This is a genomic window from Streptomyces sp. NPDC031445 (assembly GCF_055581365.1).
In genome coordinates this window covers 300,179-322,089 of record NZ_JBVIJO010000003.1, presented here as the reverse complement: position 1 = coordinate 322,089, position 21,911 = coordinate 300,179, and the positions used below count along the sequence as shown (strand labels likewise).

At 71.4% G+C, this 21,911-nt stretch carries 20 protein-coding genes; 4 read left to right on the top strand and 16 right to left on the bottom strand.

Annotated features, from left to right (window positions below; genetic code table 11):
* Window positions 1-48 precede the first annotated feature (48 nt).
* The 4 genes from ACZ5DC_RS11725 to ACZ5DC_RS11710 all read right to left on the bottom strand — a co-directional run bounded on the left by ACZ5DC_RS11725 (window position 49) and on the right by ACZ5DC_RS11710 (window position 3,886).
* Window positions 49-912, bottom strand: a complete 864-nt coding sequence (locus ACZ5DC_RS11725; RefSeq protein ID WP_468651771.1) for an SRPBCC family protein — start codon at window positions 910-912, stop codon at window positions 49-51.
* A gap of 52 nt (window positions 913-964) precedes the next feature.
* Window positions 965-2,599, bottom strand: coding sequence for a polyamine aminopropyltransferase (locus tag ACZ5DC_RS11720; protein ID WP_468651769.1), 1,635 nt, complete (start codon window positions 2,597-2,599; stop codon window positions 965-967).
* A gap of 79 nt (window positions 2,600-2,678) precedes the next feature.
* Entirely contained in the window at window positions 2,679-3,215 is a 537-nt protein-coding gene (locus tag ACZ5DC_RS11715) for a DUF2617 family protein (protein WP_468651767.1), read from the bottom strand.
* Window positions 3,216-3,547: 332 nt separating this feature from the next.
* Window positions 3,548-3,886 carry a hypothetical protein gene (locus ACZ5DC_RS11710; protein WP_468651765.1) on the bottom strand — a complete coding sequence of 113 codons (339 nt, stop codon included), beginning with the start codon at window positions 3,884-3,886 and terminating at the stop codon, window positions 3,548-3,550.
* A 141-nt stretch (window positions 3,887-4,027) separates the two neighbouring features.
* Between ACZ5DC_RS11710 and ACZ5DC_RS11705 the strand changes: the two genes are divergently transcribed.
* Window positions 4,028-5,212, top strand: coding sequence for a pyridoxal phosphate-dependent aminotransferase (locus ACZ5DC_RS11705; protein WP_468651763.1), 1,185 nt, complete (start codon window positions 4,028-4,030; stop codon window positions 5,210-5,212).
* Window positions 5,213-5,284: 72 nt separating this feature from the next.
* On the opposite strand, the gene ACZ5DC_RS11700 is transcribed toward ACZ5DC_RS11705, so the two are convergent.
* Together ACZ5DC_RS11700 and clpB are read right to left on the bottom strand one after the other, a co-directional pair.
* Window positions 5,285-5,833, bottom strand: a complete 549-nt coding sequence (locus tag ACZ5DC_RS11700) for a type III secretion system chaperone family protein (protein ID WP_468651761.1) — start codon at window positions 5,831-5,833, stop codon at window positions 5,285-5,287.
* A 226-nt stretch (window positions 5,834-6,059) separates the two neighbouring features.
* Window positions 6,060-8,657 (bottom strand): ATP-dependent chaperone ClpB, encoded by a 2,598-nt coding sequence (gene clpB, locus ACZ5DC_RS11695; protein WP_468651759.1) that lies wholly within the window; start codon window positions 8,655-8,657, stop codon window positions 6,060-6,062.
* 117 nt (window positions 8,658-8,774) lie between these two features.
* On the opposite strand from clpB, the gene ACZ5DC_RS11690 reads away from it, so the two are divergent.
* Complete coding sequence (locus ACZ5DC_RS11690) at window positions 8,775-9,188, top strand: pyridoxamine 5'-phosphate oxidase family protein (RefSeq protein WP_468651757.1); 414 nt, start codon at window positions 8,775-8,777, stop codon at window positions 9,186-9,188.
* A 154-nt stretch (window positions 9,189-9,342) separates the two neighbouring features.
* Here the strand turns inward: ACZ5DC_RS11690 and ACZ5DC_RS11685 are convergent, their stop codons facing one another.
* On the bottom strand, window positions 9,343-9,678 hold the full coding sequence (locus ACZ5DC_RS11685; protein WP_030648261.1) for a Rieske (2Fe-2S) protein: 336 nt from the start codon (window positions 9,676-9,678) through the stop codon (window positions 9,343-9,345).
* 3 nt (window positions 9,679-9,681) lie between these two features.
* A complete protein-coding gene (locus ACZ5DC_RS11680) occupies window positions 9,682-9,885 on the bottom strand; it encodes a hypothetical protein (protein ID WP_366750118.1) in 204 nt (67 codons plus the stop codon).
* Between the two features lie 170 nt (window positions 9,886-10,055).
* On the opposite strand from ACZ5DC_RS11680, the gene ACZ5DC_RS11675 reads away from it, so the two are divergent.
* Window positions 10,056-11,000 (top strand): helix-turn-helix transcriptional regulator, encoded by a 945-nt coding sequence (locus ACZ5DC_RS11675; protein WP_468651755.1) that lies wholly within the window; start codon window positions 10,056-10,058, stop codon window positions 10,998-11,000.
* A gap of 18 nt (window positions 11,001-11,018) precedes the next feature.
* On the opposite strand, the gene ACZ5DC_RS11670 is transcribed toward ACZ5DC_RS11675, so the two are convergent.
* The 7 genes from ACZ5DC_RS11670 to ACZ5DC_RS11640 all read right to left on the bottom strand — a co-directional run bounded on the left by ACZ5DC_RS11670 (window position 11,019) and on the right by ACZ5DC_RS11640 (window position 18,941).
* A complete protein-coding gene (locus ACZ5DC_RS11670) occupies window positions 11,019-12,062 on the bottom strand; it encodes a helix-turn-helix transcriptional regulator (protein ID WP_468651753.1) in 1,044 nt (347 codons plus the stop codon).
* 177 nt (window positions 12,063-12,239) lie between these two features.
* Window positions 12,240-13,346 (bottom strand): sugar ABC transporter substrate-binding protein, encoded by a 1,107-nt coding sequence (locus ACZ5DC_RS11665; RefSeq protein WP_468651751.1) that lies wholly within the window; start codon window positions 13,344-13,346, stop codon window positions 12,240-12,242.
* Window positions 13,347-13,653: 307 nt separating this feature from the next.
* Window positions 13,654-14,118 (bottom strand): heat shock protein transcriptional repressor HspR, encoded by a 465-nt coding sequence (locus ACZ5DC_RS11660; RefSeq protein ID WP_103814833.1) that lies wholly within the window; start codon window positions 14,116-14,118, stop codon window positions 13,654-13,656.
* 5 nt (window positions 14,119-14,123) lie between these two features.
* Complete coding sequence (gene dnaJ / locus ACZ5DC_RS11655; RefSeq protein ID WP_366750115.1) at window positions 14,124-15,293, bottom strand: molecular chaperone DnaJ; 1,170 nt, start codon at window positions 15,291-15,293, stop codon at window positions 14,124-14,126.
* 33 nt (window positions 15,294-15,326) lie between these two features.
* Window positions 15,327-15,983 (bottom strand): nucleotide exchange factor GrpE, encoded by a 657-nt coding sequence (gene grpE / locus ACZ5DC_RS11650; RefSeq protein WP_468651749.1) that lies wholly within the window; start codon window positions 15,981-15,983, stop codon window positions 15,327-15,329.
* Window positions 15,983-17,827: a molecular chaperone DnaK gene (gene dnaK, locus ACZ5DC_RS11645; RefSeq protein ID WP_468651747.1), complete on the bottom strand. Its 1,845-nt coding sequence runs from the start codon at window positions 17,825-17,827 to the stop codon at window positions 15,983-15,985. The genes grpE and dnaK overlap by 1 nt, the downstream gene beginning before the upstream one ends.
* Before the next feature lie 94 nt (window positions 17,828-17,921).
* Complete coding sequence (locus tag ACZ5DC_RS11640; protein ID WP_468651745.1) at window positions 17,922-18,941, bottom strand: MraY family glycosyltransferase; 1,020 nt, start codon at window positions 18,939-18,941, stop codon at window positions 17,922-17,924.
* A 200-nt stretch (window positions 18,942-19,141) separates the two neighbouring features.
* Between ACZ5DC_RS11640 and ACZ5DC_RS11635 the strand changes: the two genes are divergently transcribed.
* Window positions 19,142-21,424: a (Fe-S)-binding protein gene (locus tag ACZ5DC_RS11635; protein ID WP_468651743.1), complete on the top strand. Its 2,283-nt coding sequence runs from the start codon at window positions 19,142-19,144 to the stop codon at window positions 21,422-21,424.
* Between the two features lie 63 nt (window positions 21,425-21,487).
* On the opposite strand, the gene ACZ5DC_RS11630 is transcribed toward ACZ5DC_RS11635, so the two are convergent.
* A complete protein-coding gene (locus ACZ5DC_RS11630; protein WP_468651741.1) occupies window positions 21,488-21,817 on the bottom strand; it encodes an antibiotic biosynthesis monooxygenase family protein in 330 nt (109 codons plus the stop codon).
* Between the last annotated feature and the right edge of the window lie 94 nt (window positions 21,818-21,911).

Genomic DNA, 21,911 nt, shown 5'->3' with positions numbered 1-21,911 from the left:
ACTGGGGTCAGGACGGTGCCGGCCTCGCCTCCAGGGGGCGCGTGGCGCTCAGCGGCGTTTGCGCAGCGCCCTGCCGACGACGATCGCCGACGCCACGACCAGTGCCGCCGCCGGTGCCGCCCAGCGCAGTGCCGAGGCCGCCGTGACGCTCTGCGGCGCCGGGACGGGGGCGTAGCGGCCGCGCGGCGGGGCGTGGTCGACCTCCTCGGCGCTGCGGCCGATCATCGTGCGGCGGGCGTGCGCGGCCTCGGCGGGTGGCTCACCGGTGTCGGCGAAGTCGCCGGCGGGGCGGTCGGTGGAGGCGGCGGCGATCCCGGTGCCGGCGTCCGCGTCCGTGCCGGACTCCGCTTCCGTGCCGGTGTCCGCGTCGAGGTCGGTGCCGGGGCCCTCGTCCGCGTCCGGCGCCAGGGCGGACGGGGGGACCTCGGTGTCGAAGACGGAGGTGTGGGCGGCAGCGGCGGAGGGGTCCGGCCGGTCGCCCGCGCCGCCGTCGGCACCGGCGGCCAGCGACTCCAGGAAGCGGTTCAGCAGCCGGGTCGCCGCCGCGGCCACCGTCTCGGCCGGCAGTTCCGCGATCCGGCCGGTCGCGTCCGCCGTGCCCTCGGCCGTGACCGTGCAGCCGCCCTCGGTGTCCGCGAGGCGCAGGGTCAGCGCCAGCTTGACCGCGCCGGTGCCGCGCGCCTCGGTGGCATCGCCCACGAGGGCGTACCCGCCGTCCTCGCGGGCGGTCACCCGGGCCGTGCCGCGGTAGGTGACGGAGTGTCCGCCGACCCGCAGCTTCAGCCGGCCGGTGATGGGTTCGGCACCGGCGTCCTGCTGCAGGCCGGGGACCGACCGGGCCACGCGTGCCTGGTCGGCCAGTGCCGCGCCGATCCGCTCGGCGGGGGCCGGGACGAAGACCTGGTGCCTCATGTCCGGGGAGCCTACCCAGTTGTCGCCGGAACTCACCCGGCCGTGAAGCCGCTCAGTACCTCGGACGCACCAGTGTCGACACCGGCACCCCGGCCACCCGCGTCCGTTCCGCCGCCCGCGCGTCCGCCCTCAGCCCGGCCTGCGTCAAGGTCCCCGCGCGCCCGCCGCCCACGCGCAGGGCGGGCGCGGCGTCCCCGCGCGCCGCCAGCAGGAACCCCCAGTCGCGCGGTGCCCGCAGCGCCCCCGTCGAGCGGCCGGGCCCGGCCGCGAGGGCGGAGCCGTGGCCCGGCACCCGGTAGGGCGAGACGGCGAAGCCGGCGGCGCGCAGGGTGGCGGCCACGGTCCAGAAGGCGCGGGGCCGGGCGGTGACGGGCCCGGCGTGCACCACCAGGCGGCCGTCCGGGGCCAGGACGCGGCGGGCCAGGCCGTAGAACTCCTCGGAGTACAGCTTGGTGGAGGCGGTGATGCCGGGACCGGGCAGGTCGCTGATCACGACGTCGTACGCCGGTCCGCGCGCCCGCCGCAGCCAGGTGAGCGCGTCGGCCGTGGTCACGCGCACGCGCGGGTCGGCGAGCGCGTGCCCGTTGAGGGCGGTCAGACCGGGGTCGCGGCGGGCCAGCCGGACCAGGCCGGGGTCGAGTTCGACGACGTCCACACGGCGCACCCCGGGGTGGCGCAGCACCTCGCGGGCGGCCAGCCCGTCGCCGCCGCCGAGGATCAGCACGCGTGCGTGCGGACCGGTCAGGGCCGGCCGGACCAGGGCCTCGTGGTAGCGGTGCTGGTCCCGGCCGCCGACCGGGAGGCGGCCGTCGAGGAAGAGGTCGAGGGGGGCGCCGTGGGTGCCGCCGGCGAGGACGACCTCCTGCACGCCGGTCCGCACGGCCACCCGGACGTCCGTGCCGTAGACGGCGCGCCGCGCGGCCCGTTCGAAGTCGCCGGCGAGGGCGGCGGCGGAGGCGAGGACGCCGAGCACGGTGAGCCCGGCGAGGAGCAGGGTCCAGCGGGCGCGGCGGGTGAGGTCGCGGCGGAAGAGGCCGAGGACGAGGGCGCCGCCCGCGACGACGTTGACCGTCCCGGTGACCAGGGCGCCCGTCAGCTGGCCGAGGAACGGCAGCAGGAGGAAGGGGAAGGCGAGGCCGCCGACCAGCGCGCCCACGTAGTCCGCGGCGAACAGGTCGGCCACCGCGCCGCCCGCGTCCTGCCGGCGGATGCGCTGGATCAGCTCCATCAGCAGCGGGACCTCGGCGCCGATGAGCAGGCCGATGGCGAGGGAGAAGGCGACCAGGAGGCAGCGCGGGCCGTCGGCCCACATCCCGCCCCAGCCGGCGGTCCAGGCGAAGACGGCGTACAGGGCCATGGCGCTGCACCCGCCGATCAGCGCGAGGGCCGACTCCACCGCGCCGAACCCGGCCGCCGCGTGACAGCGCAGCCGCTTGGCGCCGAGCGAGCCGATGCCCATGGCGAACACCATCACGGAGAGCACCACGGAGGCCTGGGTGACCGAGTCGCCCATCAGGTACGAGGCGAAGGCGACCAGTTCGAGTTCGTACACGAGTCCGCAGGCCGCGCAGACGAAGACGCACACGAGGACCAGGAACCGCCCGGTGCCGGGCCGGACGGGCAGCCGTGCGGGGCCTGTCCAGGAGGGCGGGGCGCCCGGGGGCGCGGGGGCGTGCGATTCGATCACGCTGCGACGTTACGTCACTCGCCGGGTACGCTTCGTCACCCACACGTGTGGATCTGGGGGCGGTTGACGCGATCGGGGTTTATGTCGCCGCGGAGTGCCGGGCCACCGTCCGCCGCCGTGCCCCGACCCGGGTCCGGGTGGCCACCAGCTGGCCGTCCTGCGGGTAGGCGTGCCAGGTGCGCCAGTGCACCTGGCCCTCCTGGTGCTGGGCCAGCATCGCGGTGAAGGCGTGCGGGCTGCCCGGGAAGACCCCGGCGAGGCCGTGCGGGTGGTCGGAGACGAGGGCCAGCAGCTCCTGGGCGCGGCCTGCGAACGAGCCGGGGGTGAGCACCTCCACGCGGGCGGCGAACTCGTACTCCCAGTCGCCGACGCGCTTGGCGACGCCCAGCGGCAGCGGGGTGCTGGAGCCGGGGATGCAGGCGACCGTCTCCGAACAGCGGCCACGCTCCTCCTCCAGGAGCACCTGGTGGGACGCGCCGAGCAGCCGCAACTGCAGTTTCGCGCCGGTGAGTTCGAGGTCGAGGGTGGCCAGGGCGGGCAGCGGCTCGCGTCCCAGGGCCCAGGCGAGATCGGCAGCGCGCGTATCGGTGTAGGTGGTGTTCAGGGTCGTGAGCATGGATCGGCTCCGCTAACACGCAAGAAGGGGGAGATCGGCCATGTCAGCCCAGCCGGCCCGGCCGGGGTGGAATGCCTGGGGGACGTCCGAGGGGCTGCGTTGGCGTTTCAGAGGGAATCATGAACAGTGGCGACGCCACAGCGTTTTTACCCAACTTCGTAGGGTTTCCATCCCTCAGAGGGCTCCACAGCTCAACTGTTCAACCACGGCGTGCGCCGGGCGCGGGGAACGGACGCGGCCGGGCGCCCGCCGGGAGGTCTCCCCCGGCCGGTGCCCGGCCGTGTGCGGCCCGGATGCGGATGCCCCCGTTCCGGAAGCTCGGCTGCCCCGTGTCAGCCGCCTCCGCCGCATCCGCCCCCGCCGCCGCACGACGAACCCCCGCCGCAGGACGAGCCGCCACCGCAGGACGAATGGCCCCCACACGAGTGACCCCCGTGCCCGCCGTGGTGCCCCCCGTGCCCGCCCGACGAGCCGGAGTCGCCGCCGCCGGCCCACCAGCTGCCGGTGCCCCCGCCGCCCGCGTAGCCCGCTGCCGACGACGCGCGGTGCGACCGGTTCCGGCGGCCGCCCTTGCCGAGCGGCACCGCGCCGCGCCGGTTGCGGCGGTTACGGCCCGCCGCCGCCGCGATGACCAGAACCACGGCCACCGCCAGGATGATGCCGACGGTCATGGCGTCACCCTCCTTCCGTTCCCCCGAAGCGGCCCCCCGTGGGCGCCTCGCCGTTGCCGCGTCCTACCGCGGTGACCGGGGGATGCCCGGCCGCGCCTGACCCCAAAGCGGAGTTGAGGAACTCCAGAGCTTGGGCGGAGGATGACCGGCATGACCTCCAGCGCACGCCCCCACCTCAACCGCCGGCTCGCCGCGTTCGGGACGACGATCTTCGCCGAGATGTCGGCGCTCGCCGTGGCGACCGGGTCGATCAACCTCGGCCAGGGCTTCCCCGACACCGACGGGCCCGAGGAGATCCGGGAGGCGGCCGTGCGGGCGCTGCGCGACGGCCGCGGCAACCAGTACCCGCCCGGCCCCGGCGTCCCCGAGCTGCGCACCGCGATCGCCGCGCACCAGCTGCGCCGCTACGGCCTGTCCTACGACCCCGACACCGAGGTGCTGGTCACGGCGGGCGCGACCGAGGCCATCGCCGCCGCGCTGCTGGCGCTGGTCGAGCCGGGGGACGAGGTGGTGGCGCTGGAGCCGTACTACGACTCGTACGCGGCGAGCATCGCGATGGCGGGCGGCACCCGGGTGCCGGTCACCCTGCGCCCGCGGGAGGGCGGCTTCCGGCTCGGCCTGGACGAGCTGCGCGCGGCGGTCACCGACCGCACCCGGCTGCTGCTGGTCAACACCCCGCACAACCCGACCGGCACCGTGCTCACGCGCGCGGAGCTGGCCGCCGTCGCCGAGCTGGCGGTGGAGCGGGACCTGCTGGTGGTGACCGACGAGGTCTACGAGCACCTGGTCTTCGACGGCGCCGAGCACCTGCCGCTGGCCGCGTTCCCCGGCATGCGCGAGCGGACGGTCAGCATCGGTTCGGCCGGCAAGACCTTCTCGTTCACCGGCTGGAAGGTCGGCTGGGTGACGGCCGCGCCGGAACTGGTGAGCGCGGTCCGCGCGGTGAAGCAGTTCCTGACGTACGTCTCCTCGGGCCCCTTCCAGTACGCGGTGGCCGAGGCCCTCGCCCTGCCGGACTCCTACTTCGAGGAGTTCCGCCGGGGCATGCTGGCGCGCCGGGAGATCCTGGCGCAGGGGCTGACGGCGGCGGGCTTCGAGGTGTTCCGGCCGGCCGGGACGTACTTCATCACCACCGACATCCGGCCCCTGGGCGAGAAGGACGGCTTCGCCTTCTGCCGCGCGCTGCCTGAGCGGGCGGGCGTGGTGGCCATCCCGAACGCGGTCTTCTACGACGACCGGGAGGCGGGGGCGCCGTTCGTGCGGTTCGCCTTCTGCAAGCGGGAGGACGTCCTGCTCGAGGCGGCGGAGCGGCTGCGGCGCATGTGAGCGCGCAGGACGCGCGGGGACGCGCGGGATCCGGTCCGGGGGCGGGAAGGCCCCCGGACCGGCCGGGTCCCGTTACTCCCCGTTGCCTTCGGGGTTCTCGGGGTCCTCGGGGTTCTCGGAGTCGTTGACCTCCTGCTCCAGGCCGAGCTGCTCGACCAGCCACTTGTCGAACTCGATCGCGGCCCGCACCCAGCTGACCGTGGAGGAGACGAAGTGGTTGATGTCGACGCCCGTGCCGATCAGCATCTGGGCCTCGCCGATCAGGCGGACGGTGCCGTCGTCGTGGGTGTGGGTGTACACCTTGGGCCACAGGGTGCGGCGGTTCCAGTCGTCGATGGACTCCAGCAGCTGCGGCTTCTCGTCGATCTTGTGGGGGCGGTCGTAGAAGGTCCGCACCGAGAAGATCGCCTGTTCGGCCTCTCCCCTGAACATGAAGTAGGTGCGGAACTGCTCCCACGGCGCGGCGAGGTCACCCTCCTCGTCGACGACGTACTTCAGCTCCATCTGGTCGAGAAGCTGCTTCACCAGGTCCTGATCCGGGAGGACGGGGCCAACCGGTCCTTCGGGCTGCGGTTCGGGCTGGCCCCCGAAGTTCGGAATCGAGGACGGGTCGATGCTCACCGTGATTTTCCCTTCATGCGGATGCCGCCATCCTCCCCCAGGAGGGGCGGGGGATGGCAACCCCGGGCCGCCTGTCAGCCCAGGGCGGAACGGGCGCCCGCGGAACCGTGGCGGGTGACGGCGACGCGCCCGGCGCCCTCAGCGGCGTCCGGGCGGCCCGCACGGCACGACGGCCCCTGCCCGGCCGGCAGCCGGGCAGGGGCCGTCGTGCGGCCGCGTGGGGGCCTTACAGGGTCTTCCCCGTCGCGGGGCCGACCAGCAGGCCCTCGCCGAAGCGGTCGACGCGGACCGTGTCGCCGTCCTTGACCTCGCCGGACAGGATCTCCTTGGCGAGCCGGTCGCCGATGGCGCTCTGCACCAGCCGGCGCAGCGGCCGGGCGCCGTAGGCCGGGTCCAGGCCCTCCTCGGCCAGCCAGGCCAGCGCCTCGGGGGTGACGTCCAGGGTGAGCTGCCGCTCGGCCAGCCGCCGGGCCAGCCGGTCGATCTGGAGCCCCGCGATCCGCTCCAGCTCGGGCTTGGTGAGCGCCGAGAAGACCACCAGGTCGTCCAGCCGGTTGAGGAACTCCGGCTTGAAGGAGGCCCGGACGACCTCCAGCACCTGCTCCTTCTTCTGCTCCTCGGTGGTCAGCGGGTCCATCAGGAAGTGGCTGCCCAGGTTGGAGGTGAGGACCAGGATGGTGTTGCGGAAGTCGACCGTCCGGCCCTGACCGTCCGTCAGCCGGCCGTCGTCCAGCACCTGGAGCAGGATGTCGAAGACCTCCGGGTGGGCCTTCTCCACCTCGTCCAGCAGGATCACGCTGTACGGGCGCCGGCGCACGGCCTCGGTGAGCTGCCCGCCCTCCTCGTAGCCGACGTACCCGGGGGGCGCGCCGACCAGCCGGGAGACGCTGTGCTTCTCGCTGTACTCGGACATGTCGATGCGGACCATGGCCCGCTCGTCGTCGAACAGGAAGTCCGCGAGCGCCTTGGCCAGTTCGGTCTTGCCGACACCGGTCGGGCCGAGGAAGAGGAAGGAGCCGGTGGGGCGGTCGGGGTCGGCGATCCCGGCCCGCGAGCGGCGCACGGCGTCCGACACGGCCCGTACGGCCTCGCTCTGGCCGATGAGCCGCTTGCCGATCTCCTCCTCCATGCGCAGCAGCTTCTGCGTCTCGCCCTCCAGCAGGCGCCCGGCGGGGATGCCGGTCCAGGCGGCGACGACGTCGGCGATGTCGTCGGCGCCGACCTCCTCCTTGACCATGGTGTCCTTGGCGACCTCCTCCTCGGCGGCGGAGGCGGCCTCCAGCTCCTTCTCCAGCTGCGGGATCTCGCCGTACAGCAGTTTGGCCGCGGTGTCGAAGTCGCCGTCGCGCTGGGCGCGCTCGGCCTGCCCGCGCAGGTCGTCCAGGCGCTCCTTGAGCTCACCGACCCGGTTGAGGGACTGCTTCTCCTTCTCCCAGCGGGCGGTCAGGCCGCGCAGCTCCTCCTCCCTGTCGGCGAGGTCGCGGCGCAGCTTCTCCAGCCGGGCGACGGAGGCCGGGTCGGTCTCCTTGCTGAGGGCCAGCTCCTCCATCCGCAGCCGGTCGACGGAGCGCTGGAGCTCGTCGATCTCCACGGGCGAGGAGTCGATCTCCATGCGCAGCCGGGAGGCCGCCTCGTCGACGAGGTCGATGGCCTTGTCCGGCAGGAAGCGGGAGGTGATGTACCGGTCGGACAGGGTCGCGGCGGCCACCAGCGCGGAGTCGTTGATCTGCACCTTGTGGTGGGCCTCGTAGCGGCCCTTGAGCCCGCGCAGGATCGCGATGGTGTCCTCGACGCTCGGCTCGCCGACGAAGACCTGCTGGAAGCGGCGCTCCAGCGCCGGGTCCTTCTCGATCCGCTCGCGGTACTCGTCCAGCGTGGTCGCGCCGATCATGCGCAGCTCGCCGCGCGCGAGCATCGGCTTGAGCATGTTGCCCGCGTCCATGGCGGAGTCGCCGCCGGCACCGGCGCCCACGACGGTGTGCAGCTCGTCGATGAAGGTGATGATCTGCCCGTCGGACTCCTTGATCTCCGACAGGACGGCCTTGAGGCGCTCCTCGAACTCGCCGCGGTACTTGGCGCCGGCCACCATCGCGCCGAGGTCGAGCGCGACCAGCCGCTTGTCCTTCAGCGACTCGGGCACGTCGCCCTTGATGATCCGCTGGGCGAGCCCCTCGACGACGGCGGTCTTGCCGACGCCCGGCTCACCGATGAGGACGGGGTTGTTCTTCGTCCGGCGGCTCAGCACCTGCACGACCCGCCGGATCTCCTGGTCCCGCCCGATGACCGGGTCGAGCCGGCCCTCGCGGGCGGCGGCGGTGAAGTCGGTGCCGAACTTCTCCAGGGCCTTGTACTGGCCCTCCGGGTCGGCGGTGGTCACGCGGCGTCCTCCCCTGGCCTTCTCGAAGGCCTCCTGCAGTTTCCTGGCGTCGGCACCCTGCCCCTTGAGCACGTCCCCGGCGGCCCCGCCCTTCGCGGCGATGCCGATGAGCATGTGCTCGGTGGACAGGTACTCGTCGCCGAGCGCCTTGGCGCGCTCGGTGGCGTCCGCGATCACGGCAAGCAGCTCGCGGTTCGGCTGCGGCGGCGCGACGGTGGATCCGGTCACACTGGGCAGACCGGCGAGGATGCGCTCCGCGCCCGAGCGTACGGCGGCCTGGTCGGCCTCGACGGCCGCGAGCAGGTCGGTGATGTTCTCGTTGTCCTGCCCCTGGAGCAGAGCCAGCAGCAGGTGAGCGGGGGTGAGGTCCGGGTGCCCCTCGGTGAGGGCACGATTGCTCGCCGCGTTGATCGCGTCCCGGCTCCTGTTGGTCAGCTCGGCGTCCACGTGTGCGTTCTCCTCCTACCCGACGGTCCTGCCTCGGTCAACGTGCACAAAGTTGAGTCTATTCCACTCAAGGCGGGTCGCGCACGTGTCCCGGCGGTGTCGGTTAGGTTGCACGGCATGGCCTCGTACTCCCAGGATCCCGCTGCCCCGGACGAGCCGTACCTCGCCTTCTGGCGCGAGCGGCATCTGTGCACCCTGACCACGCTGCGCGCGGACGGCAGCCCGCACGTGGTGCCGGTGGGCGTGACCTACGACGCCCCGGCGGGGCTGGCCCGGGTGGTCAGCAACAAGACCAGTGCGAAGGTGGCCCATGTGCTCGCTGCCGGGGACGCGGGGGCCCGGGTGGCGGTGTGCCAGGTGGACGGCCGGCGCTGGGCGACGCTGGAGGGGCGGGCGCACGTGCGGGCCGAGCCGGAGCGGGTCGCGGAGGCGGAGCGGCGGTACGCCGAGCGGTACGGGCGGACGCCCTCGCCGAACCCGTCCCGGATCGTGATCGAGATCCAGGTGGAGCGGGCGCTGGGGCGCGGCTGAGCGCGGCGGGCGCAGGACGGTTTCCGGCCACCGTGGAGCGCGCCCATACCCGGAAATGTCCCCGCAAACTGCAGCGGGGTCACCGTGTTCAGGTCACGGTGACGCCGCTGCGGGGGGAAGCACCTGAGCGATCTGTTACGACGGGGGAATCGCGTCAGGCACTGCGGGGGGTGGCCGAGATGGTTCGTACGTCGGACGGCGCCGGCTCGGACAGCCGGTGGTCCCGCTGGTCCAGGTTCACAAAGATCATTCCGTACCGGATGGCACAGCGCACCGGCTGCGGCGCGCCACGCGGCTTGCGCAGGCACCGGTAGGCCCGCACGTCCCCGTCCTCGTCCCGCGTGACGACGACCGGCTCACCGAACACGGTGACCATCAGCGAGTCACCACTGTGCGGGATGGCCGTGACCAGGTCGATGAAGTGCCATCCGGAGCGGTAGGCGGTGGCCATTTCGCGGCGGAAGGACCGGTCGTCGGGTGGAGTAGTCATCAGTCAGCCCCAGGTGGTGTCGTCCACACCATCGGAATGAGCCGTTCCGGTGATGCCGTCACTCACAGCGACTGTCCGGGGAGCCACTCCCCAGGTCGTATCGCCCGCCGCGTCACGCTTCGCACCGGAGAGGCCACTCAGCGCGCCAATGGCCACAACGGTGGAGAAGGCGACGGCAAGCATCGACCGAAGCAATTTGTTGCGCATATTCGGCTTCGTCCTCACTTGAAGGTCCCCTCTTCCCCCGTCGAACAAGACGATGTCTCATTTGGGCACGTCATGGCCACACGATCGGTGCATCATGTTCCTGCATGTTCAGGACCCTGGGGGGTGGAGATTTGCCATCAAATCGGACCAAAGCGTCACATCCCCATGCCATGACCGAACTTTGCGAGGAGGGTAGCGGCCTTTACGCCAAGGCACTGCGTGTGGGGCGGATAGCCCGCGCGGAGACGGAAGCCGCCCCCTGCCTCATGGAGTTCGCCCTCCTCCAGCCGGATCCGGACGACGCGAACTGGCTGCGCCCCACCCCGCCGTCCGTCGCGCTCGCCCAGCGGCTCAATCCGATCGAGCGGGAGATCTCCGAACGCCGGCGGCTGTCGATCGAACTCACCGAGGCCTTCGAACCGTTCATGGCGCTCAGCGCCCAGGACACCACCTCCACCCACGCCATCTCGGTGCTGGAGGGCCTGGACCGCATCAACGCGGCCCTGGACGCGGCGACGGCGGAGTGCCGCTCCGAGGTGCTGACCGTGCAGCCGACCAGCCGCCGGATGGAGCACACCCTGCTCCAGGGCCTGGAACGCGACCGCCCCCTCCTCGAACGCGGCGTGCGCATCCGGACCCTGTACCAGCACACCGCCCGCTACAGCCCCGAAACCCTCGGCTACGTGGCCCAGTTCTCCGTCGGCAAGGTGGAGTACCGCACCATCGACGAACTGGTGGAGCGGCTCATCATCTGCGACGAGACGGTCGCCTTCATCCCCGTGCGCGACGACCGCCAGGTCGCCCTGGAACTGCGCCACCCCGGCCTGGTGCGCTACCTGATCAAGGTGTTCGAGTTCATGTGGGCCCGTGCCGTGCCGATGAGCACCGGCGCCCCCTACGAGACGGCCCCGGACGGCATCACGGACATCCAGCACTCCATCGCCAAGCTCCTGGTCGAGGGCCACGTCGACGAGGCCATCGCCCGCCGTCTCGGCATGAACGTGCGCACCTGCCGGGCCCACATCGCCAAGCTGGCCCAGGCCCTCGGCAGCGGCAGCCGCGCGCAGCTCGGCTATCTCATCGCCCAGTCCGGCATCCTCGACCGGAAGCACTGAGGCGCGGCGCCACCGGGCTCAGCGCGGGGCCGGGGGCTCCTGCTCCGGGCCGGCGAGGGCGGTGGTCGGCAGGGGCGGCCTGTGCCCGTCCAGGCCGACCTGGGCGATGCGGACGCCGAGCTGGGTACGGCTGGCCGCGCCCAGGGTCTCCGACAGGCGCGCGATATGGGCCCGGCAGGTGCGCACGCTGATGCCCAGGCGCTCGGCGATGACCGCGTCCTGGTGCCCCTCGGCGAGCAGCGCGGCGATGGACTGCTCGCGGTGCGAGATGCCCTCGATGCCGGTGTCGGGGAGCGGGGCCGTGAGCGGGATCGCCAGGCGCCAGAGCCGTTCGAAGACCGTCACCAGATAGGCGACCAGGGCCGGGTGACGCAGCTCCAGGGCCATCGTGCGGTCGGTGTTGGCGGGGATGAACGCCACCGTGCGGTCGAAGAGGATGAGCCGGTCGATGACCTCGTCCAGGGTGCGCGCCTCCACGGCGCCGCCCATCAGCTCCAGGTAGTTCAGCAGGCCCTGGCCGTGCCGGGCCACATGCGTGTACAGGTCCCGCATCCGCACGCCCCGGCCGCGCAGCGCCAGCGCCCGGTGCAGGCCCTCGGACAGCTCCGCCTCCCGCCGGATGCCGCCGGGCTGCACGGTGAGCACCTCGGTGGTGCACGCCTCGGTCGCCTCGTCCATCGCGGCCTGGATGCGGGAGAGCCCGTCCAGGACCCGGATGGCGCTGCCCTCGGCCGGCGCCGCCAGCGCGTCCAGCCGCCTGCCCAGGCCCGCGTACCACTCGAACGCGGCCACCGCCGAGCCCACCCGCCGCTGGCTCGCGCTGACCTCGTCGTAGACCCCGCGCAGCAGCCGGGTCATGACCTCCTGCGGGGAGGTCGGCACCAGCCATTCCATGTCGTCCGGGTCCGGGTGCAGCAGGGCCAGTTCCAGCAGGCAGGGCACCGGTTCGGCGTCCGTGCGCGGCACCCGCCCCCGGCGCACGGCACGGGAGTACACCCGGTCCCCGGCTGCACACAGCCGGTCGGCACCGTGAGGATGCTCCTCCGCCCCGTGCCCGGCCATCGCCCATTCCACCCCCGGTGTGCTGCCTCTTCCGTGGCGCAACTATGCGCGGCGCCGAACCGGGTCCGCAACACGGCTCCTTCCACGGCGGCCACCGGAAAGCGGGGGTGTGTCCGGGTTTCGGCACCGGTCCGCGCCGCTCACCGCGACGAGCCGGGGGGTGGAAAAGCGGGTGTCCTACTTCAGGCCGATCGCCGTGCAGGCCGCCTTGTACCTGGCGGTGCAGATGTCCCCGACGGTGTAGATGCCGTCCGCGACGACCGTGTCCTTGACGGTGCGCTGGGTCAGCGCGGTCACCTGGACCAGCTTGGCCGGGATGTCCTTGGTGGTGGGGCTGTCCACCCGGTCCTGGGTGAGGGCGTCGAACTGGATGTCCTTGCCCTGGAGCTTGGTGACGGCCATCTGCGCGGCGGCCTCGGCCTCGTCCGGGTAGGACTTGTAGACGCTCATGTACTGGTCCCCCGTCACCACGCGCTGCACGGCGTCCAGTTCGGCGTCCTGGCCGGTGATCGGGGGCAGCTTGGTGACACCGGCCGCCTTCAGGGCCTTGATGATGCCGCCCGCCATGCCGTCGTTGGCGGAGTAGACGCCGGCGATGTTGTCCTTGCCGATCTTCGCGATGGCCTTGGCCATGTTGGCCTCGGCGTTCTCCGGCTTCCACTTGACGGTGTCGAAGCTGTCCGCGATGTCCACCTTGCCGTTCAGCTCGGAGAGCGCGCCCTCCTTGAACTGCTTGGCGTTCGGGTCGGTGGGCGAGCCGTTCATCATCACGATCTTGTCGGAGGTGTCGACGCCCGGGCCCAGGGCCGCCAGCAGCGTGCGGCCCTGCACCTCGCCGACGAGTTCGTTGTCGAAGGAGATGTAGGCGTCGATCGGGCCCTCGGCGAGACGGTCGTAGGCGATGACCGGGATGCCCGCGTCCTTGGCCTTCTTCACCTCGCCGGCGATGGCGTGCGCGTCGACCGCGTCGACCAGGATGACGTCGACCTTGCCGTCGATCATGTGCTGCATCTGCTCGGACTGCCGGGCCGCGCTCGCGTCGGCGTTGGCGTACTCCACCTTGCCCTGCTTCTTGGTGAGTTCGGCCACCTTGTCCCTGATGATGGGGTAGTCGAACCTGTCGTAGCGGGTGTTCGCCTTCTCCGGCAGCAGCAGGCCCACCGTGATGTCGTTGCCCTTGGTCGGGCTCGCGCTCGCGCCGTCCCCCGTCACGTTCAGCACGCCACAGCCGGCGAGCGAGAGGGTCATCGTGGACGCGGCCACGGATATGGCGATACGACGCATGCGAGGGCTCACTTCAGGTGCGTTCCGGACGTGGGCGTTGCTATACGGCCCAGGTGTCTGAAAAGACAACGCGCAGGCCACACCCGGCGTCAAGAAGAATCACTTAACGAGTGCGCAACAGCACGCTCCGCTGCACCTGTGAAGGTCGCGCGAAACCCCCTTCAAGGACCCTTTACGGGCCGTCCACGTCAAGGGAGTTCATGGGAACGGCAAAGATCCGGACATCCAGGACGGTCCCGCACGGGCCGTTACCGGACACGAAGAGGGGCCCGGAATCCGGGCCCCTCTTCGTGTGCGCCTGTGCGCGTCAGTCCTGCTGCTGCCGTTTCGGCCGCCACACCACCAACGCGCTGGTCTGCTGCACCTCCTGGTACGGCACCAGGTCGCGCCGGTAGGAGGCGTGCACGGCGGCCTCGCGCTGCTGCATCGCCGCCGCCGCGCCGTCCAGGGCCGCCTCCAGCTCCGCGACACGGTGCTGGAGCGCGGTGACCTGGTTCTCCAGTTCGATGATCCGCTTGATGCCGGCCAGGTTGATGCCCTCGTCCTGCGACAACTGCTGCACCTGGCGGAGCAGTTCGATGTCACGGGCCGAGTAGCGGCGGCCCCGGCCGGCGGTGCGGTCGGGCGAGACCAGGCCCAGGCGGTCGTACTGGCGCAGCGTCTGCGGGTGGAGTCCGGAGAGCTGGGCCGCCACCGAGATGACGTAGACCGGGGTCTCCTCGGTCAGTTCGTACGGCCCACGAAAATTGTCACCGCGTCGACGGCCGTCCATCACTCTCAAGCTCCCTTCGCGGCCTCGAACAGCTCCGCCCGCGGGTCCTCGCCCGCGGTCGCCTCGCGATACGCCTCCAGTGCGTCACGAGCCTTCCCCGACAGGTCCGTCGGGACACGCACCTCGACGGTGACCAGGAGGTCGCCGCGGGTGCCGTCCTTGCGGACCGCGCCCTTGCCCCGGGCGCGCATGGTACGGCCGTTGGGCGTGCCGGGCGGCAGTTTCAGGGTGACGGGCGGGCCGCCGAGGGTCGGCACCCGCACCTCACCGCCGAGGGCCGCCTCGGGGTACGTCACCGGCACGGTGACGGTGAGGTTGTCGCCCTTGCGTCCGAACACCGGGTGCTCACCGACGTGGACGACCACGTACAGGTCGCCGGCCGGTCCGCCCCGCTCGCCGGGCGCGCCCTTGCCGCGCAGCCGGATCCGCTGCCCGTCGGTGACGCCCGCCGGGATGCGGACCTGCATCGTGCGCGACGACTTGGCGCGCCCGCTGCCCTTGCACTCCGTGCAGGGGTGCTCGGCGATCAGCCCGCGGCCCTTGCAGTCGGGGCAGGGGTCGGTGAGCGAGAAGCCGCCGCCGGACCCCCGGGCGACCTGGCCGGTGCCGACGCAGGTCGGGCACACGCGCGGTGTGCCGTTCTCGTCGCCGGTGCCCGAACAGGCCTTGCAGGGCGCCTGGGAGGACATCCGCAGGGGCACCGTGGCCCCCTCGATGGCCTCCGTGAAGCTCAGCGTGACCTCGGACTCGATGTCCTGGCCGCGCCGGGGCTGGGTCCGCGTGCCCGCGGCGCCGCCGCCGCGGTTGAACAGGCCCCCGAAGACGTCACCGAGTCCGCCGCCGAAGCCTCCGCCCTGGGCGGCGCCTCCGAAGAGGTCGCCCAGGTCGAAGTTGAAGGAGCCGCCGGCCGCGCCCGGCCCCGGGCGGAAGCCGCCGTTGCCGAACAGCGCGCGCGCCTCGTCGTACTCCTTGCGCTTCTTGGGGTCGCCGAGGACGTCGTTCGCCTCGGAGATCTCCTTGAAGCGTTCCTCCGCCTTGGCGTTGCCCTTGTTGGCGTCCGGGTGGAACTCGCGTGCGAGCTTCCGGTACGCCTTCTTGATCTCGGCCTCGGTGGCGTCCTTGGGGACGCCGAGGACCTTGTAGTAGTCCTTCTCGATGAAGTCCTTGGTGCTCATCCTCGACGCCCCTCCTTCCCGTCAGTGTTCCCGTCAGCCCTCGTCCGGGCCACCGTTCTCCTTGTCGTCGGCCGCCGGCGCCTCCTCGGCGTCCTCGGCCTTGACGGTCTGCGCGCCGGGCTGCGGTTCGGCGACGGCCACCCGCGCGGGGCGGATGGTGCGCTCGCCGATGCGGTACCCGGGCTGCAGGATCGCCACGCAGGTCGTCTCGGTGACGTCCGGCGCGTAACTGTGCATCAGGGCCTCGTGGATCGTCGGGTCGAAGGGCTCGCCCTCCTTGCCGAACTGCTGGAGGCCCATCTTGGCCGCGACGGTCTCCAGCGACTCGGCCACCGACTTGAAGCCGCCGACCAGCTCGCCGTGTTCCCGCGCGCGGCCGATGTCGTCGAGCACGGGCAGGAGCTCGGTCAGGAGGTTCGCGATGGCGATCTCCTTGACCGCGATCCGGTCGCGCTCGACCCGGCGGCGGTAGTTCTGGTACTCGGCCTGGAGCCGCTGGAGGTCCGCCGTGCGCTCGCTCAGCGCCGTGCGCACCTGGTCCAGCTGGGCGACCAGACCGGCGTTCTCTGCGTGTCCGTCCCCGGCCGGGGCCGCCCCCTCCTCGGGGGCGGCCTTCGGCTCGGCGTCGTCGGAGGTGGCGCCGGAGGGGACGTCGGGCTTCTCCTCGAAGCCCGGGGTCTCCTCCGTCATTACGCGGCCCCGTCCTTGCGCTCGTCGTCCACGATCTCGGCGTCCACGACGTCGTCGTCGGCCTTGGCCTCACCGGCGCCGGCGGAGGCACCGCCCGCGGCCTGCGCGCCCTGGGCGTCGGCGTACAGCGCCTGGCCCAGCTTCTGCGAGACGGCGGCGACCTTCTCGGTGGCGGAGCGGATCTCGGCGGTCTCCTCGCCCTTGAGGGCTTCCTTCAGCTCGCCGACCGCGGCCTCGACCTCGGTCTTGATCTCGCCGGGGACCTTGTCCTCGTTGTCCTTGAGGAACTTCTCGGTCTGGTAGACCAGCTGCTCGCCCTGGTTGCGGGCCTCGGCGGCCTCGCGGCGCTTGTGGTCCTCCTCCGCGTAGCGCTCGGCCTCCTCGCGCATGCGGTCGACCTCGTCCTTCGGGAGCGAGGAGCCGCCGGTGACGGTCATCTTCTGCTCCTTGCCGGTGCCGAGGTCCTTCGCCGTGACGTGCATGATGCCGTTGGCGTCGATGTCGAAGGAGACCTCGATCTGCGGGACGCCGCGCGGCGCCGGCGGCAGACCGGTCAGCTCGAACATGCCGAGCTTCTTGTTGTAGGCCGCGATCTCGCGCTCGCCCTGGTAGACCTGGATCTGCACCGACGGCTGGTTGTCCTCGGCCGTGGTGAAGATCTCGGAGCGCTTGGTCGGGATCGTGGTGTTGCGCTCGATCAGCTTGGTCATGATGCCGCCCTTGGTCTCGATGCCGAGGGACAGCGGGGTGACGTCGAGCAGCAGGACGTCCTTGACCTCGCCCTTGAGGACACCGGCCTGGAGCGAGGCGCCGATGGCGACGACCTCGTCCGGGTTCACACCCTTGTTGGCCTCCTTGCCGCCGGTCAGCTCCTTGACGAGCTCGGCGACGGCGGGCATGCGGGTGGAGCCACCGACGAGGACGACGTGGTCGATCTCGTTGATGGAGATGCCGGCGTCCTTGATGACGTTGTGGAACGGCGTCTTGCAGCGCTCCAGCAGGTCGGCCGTCAGCTGCTGGAACTGGGCGCGGGTGAGCTTCTCGTCCAGGTGCAGCGGGCCCTCGGCGGACGCGGTGATGTACGGCAGGTTGATCGAGGTCTCCGTGGAGGAGGACAGCTCGATCTTGGCCTTCTCGGCGGCCTCGCGCAGGCGCTGGAGGGCCATCTTGTCCTTGGACAGGTCCACGCCGTGACCGGACTGGAACTGCTTGACCAGGTAGTCGACGACGCGCTGGTCCCAGTCGTCACCGCCGAGGTGGTTGTCGCCGTTGGTGGCCTTCACCTCGACGACGCCGTCGCCGATCTCCAGCAGGGACACGTCGAAGGTGCCGCCACCGAGGTCGAAGACGAGGATCGTCTGGTCGTCCTTGTCGAGGCCGTAGGCGAGCGCGGCCGCGGTGGGCTCGTTGACGATGCGCAGGACGTTCAGACCCGCGATCTCACCGGCCTCCTTGGTGGCCTGGCGCTCGGAGTCGTTGAAGTAGGCCGGGACGGTGATGACCGCGTCCGTGACCTTCTCGCCCAGGTAGGCCTCGGCGTCCCGCTTCAGCTTCTGCAGGATGAACGCGGAGATCTGCTGCGGGTTGAAGTCCTTGCCGTCGAGCTGGATCTTCCAGTCGGTGCCCATGTGGCGCTTCACCGAGCGGATGGTCCGGTCCACGTTCGTGACCGCCTGGCGCTTGGCGACCTCGCCGACGAGCACCTCGCCGTTCTTGGCGAAGGCGACGACGGACGGCGTGGTCCGGGCACCCTCGGCGTTGGTGATGACGGTGGGCTCGCCGCCCTCCAGAACGCTGACGACGGAGTTAGTCGTGCCCAGGTCGATGCCGACCGCACGTGCCATGGTTGATTCCTCCAGCTGACTTGAGTGGAACAGGCTCAAGTGTGCACGAGGAGAACCGCTGGGTCAACAGACCTGAGCCAACGAGACTCAACTCTTATCCGTTCCTTACACGCAAGTGCCCGCTGACCTGCGTCGATGGCGGGCGGCGGCCCTGCGGAGCGGGAATCAAAAGGAGCACGAGAACGGCGAAGGCGACCCCGCCGGCCACCCAGAGCACGGCCGAGTCCCCCGTCCAGCCGGTGTGCACGAGCACCCCCACGAGCACCGAGGAGAAGGCGCCGGCCCCCAGCAGCACCACCGACGCCTGCGGGGCCAGCCCGAGCCGCCGCAGCCGGTGGGCGAGGTGGTCGGGACCGCGCCGCAGCAGCGGGCGCCGGGCCACCCCCCGGGCGAGGACCACGAGGAGGGCGTCGGCGACGGCCACGGCAGCGAGGCAGAACACCACGGCCGCGCTCGGCCCGATGTCGTACCCCGCGCGCGTGAAGACCACCGCCGACGACAGCACGAACCCGGTGAACAGCGAGCCGCAGGCGCCGAGCCCGACCCGCGCGGGATGCCAGTTGTGCATCAGGAAGCCGGTGAGCGCGGCGGCGACCACGCTCAGCAGCACGGCGAGCCCGTCCATCACCTCGGCGGCGGCGCAGGCTCCGGCGCCGAAGGCGGTGACCACGCCGACCGTCCCGGCCAGCCCGTCGGCGTGGTCGAGCCCCTTGAAGGCGAGGGTGGCGAGGACGATCCAGCCGATGGCCAGCAGCCCGCCCGGCACGCCCGTCTCGTCGTACGGCACCACGCAGACCGCCGCCACGGCCGTACCGGTGACGAGCACGCGCGCGCGGAGCCGCCAGACGTCGGCCACCAGGCCCAGCCCGGCCACGGCGGCGGCCGCCACGAGCAGCCGTCCGACCCCGTCCCCGAGCGGGGCGACCCGGGTCCACTCACCCGTTCCGGCGACCAGGCAGGTGACGATCACGACCGCGAGACCGCCGAGGAGGGGCAGCGGCCGCTGGCGGCGCCGGTCCAGGATTCCGGCCCTCCGGGCGGGCAGCCGGAGCGCCGCCGCGAGCACGGCGGTGAAGAGAAGGGCTGCGGTGGCGGCGGCGATCCCGTAGAGCACGGCTCTAAGGTAGGGGCGAAAGTATCAATTCGGTACGAATAACACGATCCGATTGACGGGCGGCGACCCAGATCACCCCGCGCTCTGCTGCATCCCGACGGAAGATGGGGGTAGTCTCAGACGGACTGCATAAGTTACCGCTTAGTAATGTCGATCAGCTCAGACAGCTCGTGTCGACCGAGGCCGCCTCAGGAGCCCCAATGCAACTCGCCGCGATCATCGTGTCGCTGGTCCTGATCGTGGTCGGCGTGGCACTGTTCGGCCGCGCCCTCCTGCAGATCTACAACTTCATGCGGCTGGGCCAGCCGGTGCCGGCCGGCACGCGGACCGACGATCCCACACAGCGCACCCTCACCGTGGCCAAGGAGTTCCTCGGCCACACGCGGATGAACCGCTGGGGCGTCGTCGGCGTGGCGCACTGGTTCGTGGCGGTGGGCTTCTTCACGCTCCTGCTGACGATCGTCAACGCGTTCGGGCAGCTGTTCAAGGCGGACTGGCTGCTGCCGTTCCTCGGCGACTGGGCGCCGTACAACGTCTACGTCGAGTTCATCGGCACCATGACGGTGATCGGCATCCTCGCCCTGATCGTCATCCGCCAGCTGAGCCACCCGCGCAAGCCGGGCCGCAAGTCCCGCTTCGCCGGCTCCAACTTCGGCCAGGCGTACTTCGTCGAGGCCGTCATCCTGATCGTCGGCGTCTGCATCTTCATGCTGCACGCCCTCGAAGGCGCCCAGCACCACGTGGACGGCTACGAGGCCTCGTTCTTCATCTCGTACCCCGTCGTCTCCTGGCTGGAGCACGCGGACGTCTCCACGCTGCAGAACCTCACCTACTTCTTCGCCGGCCTGAAGATCGCGACCTCCTTCATCTGGATGATCACGGTCGCCCTGAAGACCGACATGGGCGTGGCCTGGCACCGCTTCCTGGCGTTCCCGAACATCTGGTTCAAGCGCAACGCCACCGGCGAGACCTCGCTCGGCGCCCTGCTGCCGATGACGTCCGGCGGCAAGCCGATCGACTTCGAGGACCCCGGCGACGACGACGTCTTCGGCGTCTCCCAGGTCGAGCAGTTCTCCTGGAAGGGCCTGCTCGACTTCTCCACCTGCACCGAGTGCGGCCGCTGCCAGTCGCAGTGCCCCGCCTGGAACACCGGCAAGCCGCTCTCCCCGAAGCTGCTGATCATGTCGCTGCGGGACCACGCCCACGCCAAGGCGCCGTACCTGCTGGCCGGTGGCGGCAAGACCATGGAGGGCGAGGAGAAGGCGTCCGAGGAGCAGCTGAAGGACGTTCCCGCCGCCGCCCTCGCCGAGGCCGAGCGCCCGCTGATCGGCACGGCGGAGGAGAACGGCGTCATCGACCCGGACGTGCTGTGGTCCTGCACCACCTGCGGCGCCTGCGTCGAGCAGTGCCCGGTCGACATCGAGCACGTCGACCACATCGTCGACATGCGCCGCTACCAGGTGATGATCGAGAGCGCCTTCCCGTCCGAGGCGGGCACGATGCTCAAGAACCTGGAGAAGAAGGGCAACCCCTGGGGCCTGGCCAAGAAGCAGCGCCTGGAGTGGACCAAGGAGGTCGACTTCGAGGTCCCGGTCGTCGGCAAGGACATCGAGGACCTCACCGAGGTCGAGTACCTGTACTGGGTCGGCTGCGCCGGCGCCCTGGAGGACCGCGCCAAGAAGACCACCAAGGCCTTCGCCGAGCTGCTGCACATCGCGGGCGTGAAGTTCGCGATCATGGGCGGCGACGAGAAGTGCACCGGTGACTCCGCCCGCCGCCTGGGCAACGAGCCCCTCTTCCAGGAGCTCGGCATGGAGAACGTGATGGCCCTGAACACGGCGTTCGGCGAGGAGCTGGACGACGAGGGCAAGGTCGTCCCCGAGTCGGCGAAGCCCAGGTCGGCGAAGAAGATCGTCGCCACCTGCCCGCACTGCCTCAACACGATCGGCAACGAGTACCCGCAGCTCGGCGGCGACTACGAGGTCATCCACCACACCCAGCTGCTCCAGCACCTGGTGGACGAGGGCAAGCTGGTCCCGGTCACCCCGGTCGAGGGCATCATCACCTACCACGACCCGTGCTACCTGGGCCGCCACAACAAGATCTACACGCCCCCGCGCGAGATCATCGGCAAGGTCCCCGGCCTGCGCAACGAGGAGATGCACCGGCACAAGGAGCGCGGCTTCTGCTGCGGCGCCGGCGGCGCGCGCATGTGGATGGAGGAGCGCATCGGCAAGCGCATCAACAACGAGCGCGTCGACGAGGCCCTGTCCCTGAACCCCGACATCGTCTCCACCGCCTGCCCGTTCTGCCTCGTCATGCTCACGGACTCCGTGAACGGCAAGAAGAACGACGGCAAGGCCAAGGAGTCCATCCAGGTCGTGGACGTCGCCCAGCTGCTGCTCGACTCCGTCAGGACGCCGGCCGACCCGGCGGGCGAGGCCGAGGCGCAGAGCGAGCCGGAGCCCGAGCCGGTGAAGTAACGGCCCCTGGAACCCGACGGCGCCCCCCGACCCGCACGGTCGGGGGGCGCCGTCGTCCGTCCGTCAGGCGCCCTTGGGCGCGGCCTGCTGCACCACCTCGAACGACCACAGCGTCGAGCCGGAGGCCGCGGGCCTCGGACGCTCGCCGCCCTCGCCGCCGCCCTGGTGCGCCGACTTCATCGGCCCCTCCATCCACGCCTGGAAGGACTCCTCGTCACGCCAGCGCGTGTAGACGAGGTACTGGTCGGTGCCCTCGACGGGCCGCAGCAGCTCGAACCACTCGAAGCCGTCGGAGTTCTCCACCGCGTGGGCCCGCGAGGCGAACCGCTTCTCCAGGACCTCCCGCTGCTCGGCGGGAACGGTCAGCACGTTGATCTTCACAACACTGGGCACATGACACCTCTCGTCGAACGGGGCCCCGGCTGGACCCCTCATCCGGATCATGTGCGCGCAGTGTCCTACACGCGACGGTCAAAGAAGCGTGAGG